We start from the raw sequence: 1,326 nt of genomic DNA, 5'->3' as shown, positions 1-1,326 counted from the left end.
GTACGCAGAAGGATATCCGGGCAAACGCTACTACGGCGGATGCGAGCACGTCGATGTCGTTGAAGATATCGCCCGTGACCGCGCGAAGGAAATCTTTGGAGCGGAGCATGTAAACGTTCAGCCTCATTCAGGCGCGCAAGCAAACATGGCAGTGTACTTCACGATTTTGGAGCAAGGCGATACTGTACTTGGGATGAACCTCTCCCACGGCGGCCATTTAACACACGGAAGCCCAGTCAACTTCAGCGGTGTTCAATATAACTTTGTTGAGTACGGCGTAGATAAAGAAACTCAATATATTGATTACTATGACGTGCGTGAAAAAGCCCTCGCTCATAAACCGAAGCTTATCGTAGCAGGAGCAAGTGCGTATCCTCGTACAATCGACTTTAAGAAATTCCGTGAAATTGCTGATGAAGTCGGCGCTTACTTCATGGTGGATATGGCACATATCGCAGGACTTGTTGCGGCAGGCCTTCATCCAAACCCGGTTCCTTACGCTGATTTCGTTACAACAACAACACATAAAACACTTCGCGGTCCTCGAGGCGGTATGATCCTTTGCCGTGAAGAGTTTGGCAAGAAAATTGATAAATCGATCTTCCCTGGAATTCAAGGCGGCCCGCTGATGCACGTTATTGCCGCAAAAGCTGTTTCATTCGGTGAAGTATTGCAGGACGATTTCAAAACATATGCACAAAACGTCATTTCAAACGCGAAACGTCTGGCTGAAGCCTTAACGAAAGAGGGTATCCAGCTCGTTTCAGGCGGAACAGACAACCACCTTATCCTTGTTGATCTTCGTTCGCTCGGACTGACTGGTAAGGTTGCGGAGCATGTACTTGATGAAATCGGTATTACGTCTAACAAAAACGCGATTCCATATGATCCTGAAAAACCTTTCGTAACAAGCGGCATCCGTCTTGGTACAGCTGCTGTAACCAGCCGCGGTTTTGACGGAGACGCATTAGAAGAAGTCGGTGCTATCATTGCGCTTGCATTGAAAAACCACGAAGACGAAGGAAAACTTGAAGAAGCAAGACAGCGTGTAGCTGCTCTGACTGATAAATTTCCTTTATATAAAGAATTAGATTATTAAGATCCTAAAACCCGCTTGGGCTTATGCCCGGCGGGTTTTTTGACGATGTTCTTGAAACTCAATGTCTTTTTTTGTAGAATCAATAGAAGTGTGTAATTGTTGATGGGACAATAAAAAAGGAGCTGAAACACAGTATGGGAAAGGTTTATGTATTTGATCATCCTTTAATTCAGCACAAGCTGACATATATACGGAATGAAAATACAGGTACGAAGGATTTTAGAGAG

1 protein-coding gene and 1 pseudogene are annotated in these 1,326 nt (G+C 45.1%); both read left to right on the top strand.

All coding sequences use genetic code 11. From position 1 onward, the window contains the following. The coding region (gene glyA, locus RAC86_RS38770) for a serine hydroxymethyltransferase (protein WP_377886965.1) at nt 1–1,099 on the top strand (1,099 nt) is incomplete at its 5' end. Between the two features lie 134 nt (nt 1,100–1,233). Next, nucleotides 1,234–1,326 (top strand): annotated as a pseudogene (gene upp / locus RAC86_RS38765) (uracil phosphoribosyltransferase); the annotation flags it as partial.

The sequence above is a fragment of the Bacillus sp. LR_5 genome, assembly GCF_042709275.1.
Note: the sequence above shows the minus strand (reverse complement) of the source record. Positions and strands in the feature narration are given on the sequence as shown.